Consider the following 6,981-nt stretch of genomic DNA (forward strand, 5'->3'; position numbering starts at 1 on the left):
CATAACCCTCGAAAACAACGAGAAAATCCGGCCGCAGCCGGATCGGGAGAACGCTTTCGCGGGGGCAAGTGGCGGAGTGGAAGGGATTCGAACCCTCGAGACGGTTTCCCGCCTGCACCCTTAGCAGGGGTGTGCCTTCGACCACTCGGCCACCACTCCGCCGACCCGTTTAGCGAGGGCTTTCGGTGGGGGCAAGTGGAAAGCGGTGCGGTGCCGGGGGATCAGGCGTTGAAGAGGAAATGCAGGACGTCGCCGTCCTTTACCTCATATGTCTTGCCTTCGACGCGGAACTTGCCCGCTTCCTTTGCGCCCGCCTCGCCGTTGCCGGAGATGTAGTCGGCATAGGCGATGGTTTCGGCCCGGATGAAGCCCTTCTCGAAATCGCCGTGGATCACGCCAGCGGCCTGGGGGGCGAGCGTGCCTTTCAGGATGGTCCAAGCGCGTGCCTCTTTCGGGCCTACGGTGAAATAGGTCTGCAGGTTCAGAAGTTCGTATCCGGCGCGGATCAGGCGGTCGAGGCCCGCTTCCTGCAGGCCCATCTCTTCAAGGAACATCGCGGCTTCGTCTTCGGGAAGCTGGGCGAGTTCCTCTTCGATCCGGGCAGAGATCACCACCGTCGCCGCGCCCTGCAGGCGCGCCATTTCGGCGACGCGGTCGGACTGGCTGTTTCCGGTGGCGGCCTTGGCTTCTTCGACATTGCAGACAAAGAGCACAGGCTTGGCGGTCAGCAATTGCAGGAGACGCCAGGCGCGCTGGTCATCTTCCGAAACCTTGACCGTGCGCGCCGGCTTGCCTGCCTCGAGTGCGGTTTGCGCCAGGGCGAGCAGGCGATCCTGATCGGCGGCTTCCTTGTCGCCCCCCTTCAGCTTGCGGACAAGGTTGGCGCGGCGGCGTTCGATGGATTCGAGATCGGCGAGCATCAGTTCGGTCTCGATCGTCTCGGCATCGGCCACCGGGTCGATGCGGCCTTCGACATGGGTGATGTCGCCATCCTCGAAGCAGCGCAGGACATGGGCGATGGCGTCGCATTCGCGGATATTGGCGAGGAACTGGTTGCCGAGGCCCTCGCCCTTGGAGGCGCCGCGCACGAGGCCCGCGATATCGACGAAGGTCATCCGGGTGGGGATGATCTGTTTGGAGCCGGCGATGGCGGCCAGTTTGTCGAGGCGGGCATCGGGGACGGCCACCTCGCCCACATTGGGTTCGATGGTGCAGAAGGGGAAGTTGGCGGCCTGTGCGGCCGCCGTCCGGGTGAGCGCGTTGAAGAGGGTCGATTTGCCGACATTGGGCAGACCCACGATCCCCATCTTGAAGCCCATTTTCGCGACCCTTTGCTGTGTTTCAGCGGGGCTTCTAGGGCGAGGGGCCTGCTTAGGCAAGCGATGGGCAGGGTCGGGACGCAAAATAGCCCTTGCGACGGCGGCCCGACAGCCGGGCGGGCCATTGATCTTTGCCAAGCCGTCCTGCAAAACGCGCGACGGAGCATTTCGGGGACGGGGCAGGCCATGACCAGAATCGACGATACCTTCGCGCGGCTGAAGCGGGAGGGAAAGAAGGCCTTCGTCAGCTATATCATGGGCGGCGATCCGGATGTCGCGACATCGCTTGCGGTGATGAAGGGGCTGCCAGCGGCCGGGGTGGACATCATCGAGCTGGGCATGCCCTTCACCGATCCGATGGCGGATGGCCCGACCATTCAGCTTGCCGGACAGCGCGCGCTGGACAAGGGCATGACGATGGATGCCGTGCTGGAGATGGTGCGCGCCTTCCGGGCCGGGGATGCGACGACGCCCATCGTCCTGATGGGTTATTACAACCCGATCTATTCCCGCGGGGTGGAGCGCTTTCTGACCGAAGCGAAGGAGGCAGGGATCGACGGACTGATCGTGGTGGACCTGCCGCCGGAAGAGGATGACGAGCTGTGCATCCCGGCGCAGAAGGCGGGGATCAACTTCATCCGGCTGGCGACGCCCACGACCGATGCCAAACGTCTGCCCAAGGTTCTGCAGAACACCTCGGGTTTTGTCTATTACGTGTCGATCACCGGGATCACCGGGGCAGGGGCCGCGCAGGCGGGGGATGTCGCGCCGGAAGTGGCGCGGATCAAGGCTGCGACGGATCTGCCGGTGATCGTGGGCTTTGGCATCACGACGCCGGATCAGGCGCGGGCGATTGCGGGCGTGGCCGATGGCTGCGTTGTGGGGTCTGCCATCGTCAAGGATATCGGTGCGGGCAAGCCTGTCGCCGAGGTTCTGGCGAATGTCGCGGCCCTGGCCGGGGGCGCACACGCCGCCTGAGCCCTTGGTTTGTCGACCCGATATCTGCCTGACGAGTGATCCATGCGTGTTCTTCCCCTTGCCTTGGCTGCCCTGTTTCTTGCCCTGCCGGCGCGGGCTGTGGTGATCCTTGACAGTACGTGGTCGGCCAATGGCGGCAGTGACGATGCCCCCTCGCAAGGGTTTGGTGCGAACGAGGCGCTTGCGATGCAACCGCAATTCGCCGCCATCTTCGGGCTGCATGACGGGGAAGCCTATGGCGGGTCGGCGACATGGATCGGCAATGACGGCGATCACGGCTATCTGTTGACCGCCGCGCATAATTTTGGCGGGTCTGCCGACGCCGGGACATGGACCTACTGGTCAAGGGCGGGCGAGGCCTATGAAGGTGTCGCCGTGGACATCCACCCTTCCTATGACAACCAGAGCGACGACAGTTCGGGATATGACCTTGCCATCGTCACGCTGGACCGCCCCGTCACCGATGCAGGCCGACAGCCTGCGCTATACGAGGGACGGGATGAACTTGGCCGGGTGCTGACCATCACCGGATACGGGTCGCGTGGGACGGGGTCATCGGGCGAGACGGACGATCATTACGACTTTGACGCAGAAACCCCTGCCGCCGCGCGCAATGTGGTGGACGAGGTGGATGGGGACTATGGCGAGAACAGCCTGATCGCGGATTTTGACAGCGAAGAGGGGGATGCCTCCGTCATGGGGGGCAGCGATCCGGTGGACGAGTTCGAAGGCATCCTTGGCAGTGGCGACAGTGGCGGCGCGGCCTGGATCAGGACGCGGCAAGGCTGGGCGATTGCGGGCACCAACACCTGGGGCGATGATTCCGTCTATGGCTCCGTTTCGGGTTTCAGCCGGGTCTCGACGCAGCTTGACTGGATCGCCTCGGTCTTTCCCGGCATCCGCACGGCGCGGTGATCCCGTGCGGAGTTTGCTGGTGCGGTCAGGCCACCTCGGGGAAGCGGCGCTGATCCGACAGGCGCGCGGCAAGCGATAGCAGATCGGCGGCCAGGGCTTCGACAGCCTCGACAGGGGCGAGGGCGCTGATCCTGTCGAGGTCGGCTTCGATGGCGGTTCGACCGATCAATGCCAGACCGCGCCCTTTCGGCGTCAGCCAGAGGCATTTCGAACGGCCATCGCGGGGGTTCGGTTCCAGCCGGACAAGGCCCCGGGATTCCAGAACGGCGAGAGTGTGGGACATCGAGGTTTTGGGCCAGCCGAAGGTTTCGGCAAGGCTGATCGGTGTCTGGCCTTCGCCCAGTCGCGAAAGGCGGTCCAGCACGGCGAATTGCGGGGCGTTCAGGCCCTTGGGCAGGCGCGATTCGATCAGGCGCTGTGCCATGTGATGCGCGGCCGAAAGGGCGGAGAAGAGGGACAGGGTCGGAAGATGCGGATCGGCGGTCATGCAGGCGGGCCCTTGCGATTGAACTGCAGGGCGGGTTGCAAGTTCCGTGCCGGATCGGACCGGGTGGTGCGGGATGGCATCATCGGGCATTTCGCTTGAGCTTGGCGCGGGAAATTGGCAAGTAAAGATAACCAATCCCAGCCGGATGCCCTGCCATGCCCGTGATCACCTGCATCGACGACCTGAAGCGCCTGCACAAGCGGCGCACGCCGAAGATGTTTTTCGATTACTGCGAGAGCGGCAGCTATACCGAGCAGACCTTCCGCGAGAACACCACCGACTTCCAGAAGCTTCGCCTGCGCCAGAAGGTTGCAGTGGACATGCTGGGACGGAGGACCGACAGCACGATGATCGGCGAGGCGGTGTCGATGCCGGTGGCGCTGGCCCCTGTCGGGATGACAGGCATGCAGCGCGCGGATGGCGAGATCAAGGCCGCGCGGGCGGCGGAAAAGGCGGGGCTGCCCTTCACGCTGTCGACCATGTCGATCTGCTCGATCGAGGACATCGCGGAACATACCTCGCGTCCCTTCTGGTTCCAGCTTTACGTGATGAAGGACGAGGGTTTCGTCGACAGCGCGATTGAGCGCGCGCGCAAGGCGGGGTGTTCGGCGCTGGTGCTGACGCTGGATCTGCAGATCCTGGGGCAGCGGCACAAGGATCTGAAGAACGGCCTGTCCGCGCCACCCCGGCTGACGCTGCCCAATATCCTCGACATGATGATCCGGCCGCAATGGTCGCTCGAGATGCTGGCGACAAAACGGCGGACCTTCCGCAACATCGTGGGCCATGCCAAGGGCGTGGGGGACCTGTCCAGCCTGATGAGCTGGACGAATGAACAGTTCGACCCGCAGCTTGACTGGACGAAGATCGCGCGCATCCGGGATCAGTGGGGCGGGAAGCTGATCCTGAAGGGGATCCTAGATGAGGAGGACGCCCAGCGTGCCGCGGATTTCGGGGCGGATGCGATCATCGTGTCCAACCATGGGGGAAGGCAACTGGACGGGGCGCTGTCGTCGATCCGCATGCTGCCGCGCATCGTGCGGGCGGTGGGGGACAAGACGGAGGTCTTCCTCGACAGCGGGATCAGGTCGGGACAGGACGTGCTGAAGGCGCTGGCGCTGGGCGCGAAGGGGACGATGATCGGGCGGGCCTATATCCACGGGCTGGGCGCGATGGGCGAAGAGGGGGTGACCAAGGCGCTGGAGGTGATCCGCAAGGAGCTGGACATCACCATGGCGCTGTGTGGCGAGAAATCGGTGCAGAACCTTGGCCGCCACAACCTGCTGATCCCGAGGGATTTCGAAGGCGACTACCTCTGATCGTTGCGCCCTAGGCTCGCCGCCGGGGGGGCATCGCGCCCCCCCGGACCCCCCGGTTCTCCGAAGGCGGAGGCATCGCCAGGACCGGCCCCCGGGAGGCGCTTCGCCCTCCCGGACCCACCCGAGGATATTTGAGAACAGATGAAGGGCAGGCCGCAGTTCAGGCGGGCAAATCCTGTCTCTGGCGCGCCATCAGGGGGGCAAGGACAAGCACGGCAAGCAACATCGTCGCGGCGAAGACGAAGGCGAAGCGCAGGCCGAAGGCCCCGGCAATGAAGCCGAGGCTCGGCGGGCCGAAGAAATAGCCGAAATAGCCCAGCAGCGTGGCACGGGCGACGGCGCGCGCACGGGCGGCGGGATCGGCGAGACGACCAACCAGGGAAAAGGCGGTGGGGGCAATCACGGACGAGCCGATGCCCATGATGATGAAGCCCGCATAGGCCATCATGGGCGTCGTGGCGAGGGCGGCCCCGAGCGCGCCGAGGGACGAGATGATGGCCCCGCCCATGAGCAGGCGGAAGGGATTGACCCTGGTGATCACGCCCTGTCCGGCGAGGCGGGCGAAGCCCATGGTCAGGGCCAGCGCGGCGGGGCCCATCGCGCCTTCCTCCGGGCTGCCGCCGAGGGTTTTCTCGATATGCAGGGCCGACCAGTTTTCGGCTGCGTTTTCCGTGAGGAAGGCGATGAGGACGATGCCGCCGCCGATGATCGGGATCAGGCCGAGCCTGCCGGACGTGCCATCCTTCGGCTTTCGCAGGCCATGGATCGTGCCATCTTCCTCAAGCGCCATGAGGGCGAGGATCCCTGCCAGAAGGGCCGTTGTTCCCATGACCCAGCCCGGTGACCAGCCAGCGCCGCGCATGGCCCCGGTGGCCAGCGCTCCACCCGCATAGCCGAAGCTGTAGGCGGCATGGCATAGGTTCATCAGATGCAGGCCGCGTTCGTTTTCAAGTGCCGCGACGCGGGCGTTCATCAACACGTCGGTCAGGCCGGTTGCCCCGCCGCAGGCCATCATCGCGAGGGGAAAGAGCCAGATCTGCGCGGCCTGTCCGGGCAGGGCGAAGGCCGCTGCCATCAAGGCCGTTGCAATGGGCAGGGCGACCCGGCCTAGTGCCGCGCCGATCATCGGTGCCAGCAGCATGGCGGCCACCGCTGCCAGGGGCGTGGGCAGGATCAGCAGGCCGAGTTCGGATTCGGTCGCGTCAAGCTGGGCCTTTAGATCGGGAAGAACGGCGGCGAAGGTGCCCCAGAGCACGCCCATGGCGGCGAAGGCGGCGAAAGGCGCGCGCGCCGCTGTCAGGGTGGATGAAACGGACATGTGGAAATCTCCTGCCATGGACAGGTAGCCCGGGGGGCAGAGGGCGGCAAGTCCGCGGGCGACAGGCGCGGGATGGCGCGCGACCCTTATTCCTGCTTCCCTTTGTGCCGAATCGCGGCTATAGCCCCCCGGTCGCGCCGCACACCCTTGGAGGGCGGCGGACTTATCTATGGAGAGAACCAATGGCTCGTGAGATCCCTGATCTTCTGGCCGCGGTACGGACGGGGACAGGCAAGGGGGCCGCTCGTCAAGCTCGTCGTGAGGGCAACGTACCCGGCATCGTTTATGGCGACGGCAAGGAGCCTTCGCCCATCAACCTGAACTACAACTACCTGCTCAAGCGCCTGCGTCAGGGCCGCTTCCTGCAGACGCTGTTCAACCTGAAGGTTGAGGGCGGCGAGGAAGTGCATGTGATCTGCCGCGGCGTGCAGCGCGACGTGGTGAAGGATCTGCCGACGCATGTGGATTTCATGCGGATCCACGATGAATCGCGGATCAACCGACATTCCCCAAGTGGCCTGCCGCTTGACTTCAAGATCGCCTGATTTTGCTCGCTGGGCAAGCGTTCTTCGCCCCGAGCGGTGTCTGTCGTCGCGCAAACGGCCGAAGTCGGGTGGATCAAGCCTCGAACCCGCAGCATTCTGG

Annotated in this window: 6 protein-coding genes, 1 tRNA gene and 1 pseudogene; 4 read left to right on the forward strand and 4 right to left on the reverse strand. The window is 65.0% G+C overall.

Annotated features, from left to right (window positions below):
* Positions 1 to 69: 69 nt before the first annotated feature.
* Positions 70 to 159: transfer RNA gene (locus G5V65_RS21255), tRNA-Ser, on the reverse strand.
* A gap of 62 nt (positions 160 to 221) precedes the next feature.
* Positions 222 to 1,319 carry a redox-regulated ATPase YchF gene (gene ychF / locus G5V65_RS21260; protein WP_165054529.1) on the reverse strand — a complete coding sequence of 366 codons (1,098 nt, stop codon included), beginning with the start codon at positions 1,317 to 1,319 and terminating at the stop codon, positions 222 to 224.
* A 186-nt stretch (positions 1,320 to 1,505) separates the two neighbouring features.
* On the opposite strand from ychF, the gene trpA reads away from it, so the two are divergent.
* Together trpA and G5V65_RS21270 are read left to right on the forward strand one after the other, a co-directional pair.
* On the forward strand, positions 1,506 to 2,297 hold the full coding sequence (trpA, locus tag G5V65_RS21265) for a tryptophan synthase subunit alpha (RefSeq protein WP_165054530.1): 792 nt from the start codon (positions 1,506 to 1,508) through the stop codon (positions 2,295 to 2,297).
* Between the two features lie 42 nt (positions 2,298 to 2,339).
* Complete coding sequence (locus G5V65_RS21270; RefSeq protein ID WP_165054532.1) at positions 2,340 to 3,212, forward strand: peptidase S1; 873 nt, start codon at positions 2,340 to 2,342, stop codon at positions 3,210 to 3,212.
* Between the two features lie 25 nt (positions 3,213 to 3,237).
* Here G5V65_RS21270 and G5V65_RS21275 read toward each other — a convergent pair whose 3' ends face one another.
* Positions 3,238 to 3,699, reverse strand: a complete 462-nt coding sequence (locus G5V65_RS21275; RefSeq protein ID WP_165054534.1) for a MarR family winged helix-turn-helix transcriptional regulator — start codon at positions 3,697 to 3,699, stop codon at positions 3,238 to 3,240.
* Between the two features lie 155 nt (positions 3,700 to 3,854).
* Between G5V65_RS21275 and G5V65_RS21280 the strand changes: the two genes are divergently transcribed.
* On the forward strand, positions 3,855 to 5,018 hold the full coding sequence (locus tag G5V65_RS21280) for an alpha-hydroxy acid oxidase (protein WP_165054536.1): 1,164 nt from the start codon (positions 3,855 to 3,857) through the stop codon (positions 5,016 to 5,018).
* Positions 5,019 to 5,178: 160 nt separating this feature from the next.
* Here the strand turns inward: G5V65_RS21280 and G5V65_RS21285 are convergent, their stop codons facing one another.
* The gene (locus G5V65_RS21285; protein WP_165054538.1) at positions 5,179 to 6,336 is read right to left on the reverse strand and encodes an MFS transporter; all 1,158 of its coding nucleotides are present in this window, start codon (positions 6,334 to 6,336) and stop codon (positions 5,179 to 5,181) included.
* A 182-nt stretch (positions 6,337 to 6,518) separates the two neighbouring features.
* Between G5V65_RS21285 and G5V65_RS21290 the strand changes: the two are divergent.
* Positions 6,519 to 6,836 (forward strand): annotated as a pseudogene (locus tag G5V65_RS21290) (50S ribosomal protein L25); the annotation flags it as partial.
* Positions 6,837 to 6,981: the final 145 nt, after the last annotated feature.

Origin of the sequence: Paragemmobacter kunshanensis (assembly GCF_011059185.1) — a bacterium.
GTDB classification, from domain to species: Bacteria; Pseudomonadota; Alphaproteobacteria; order Rhodobacterales; family Rhodobacteraceae; genus Paragemmobacter; species Paragemmobacter kunshanensis.

Coding starts and splice junctions, on each gene's coding strand:
- G5V65_RS21280 (WP_165054536.1), top strand. CDS start 3,855: ATGCCCGTGATCACCTGCATCGACGACCTGAAGCGCCTGCACAAGCGG.
- G5V65_RS21270 (WP_165054532.1), top strand. CDS start 2,340: ATGCGTGTTCTTCCCCTTGCCTTGGCTGCCCTGTTTCTTGCCCTGCCG.
- G5V65_RS21275 (WP_165054534.1), bottom strand. CDS start 3,699: ATGACCGCCGATCCGCATCTTCCGACCCTGTCCCTCTTCTCCGCCCTT.
- G5V65_RS21285 (WP_165054538.1), bottom strand. CDS start 6,336: ATGTCCGTTTCATCCACCCTGACAGCGGCGCGCGCGCCTTTCGCCGCC.
- trpA (WP_165054530.1), top strand. CDS start 1,506: ATGACCAGAATCGACGATACCTTCGCGCGGCTGAAGCGGGAGGGAAAG.
- ychF (WP_165054529.1), bottom strand. CDS start 1,319: ATGGGCTTCAAGATGGGGATCGTGGGTCTGCCCAATGTCGGCAAATCG.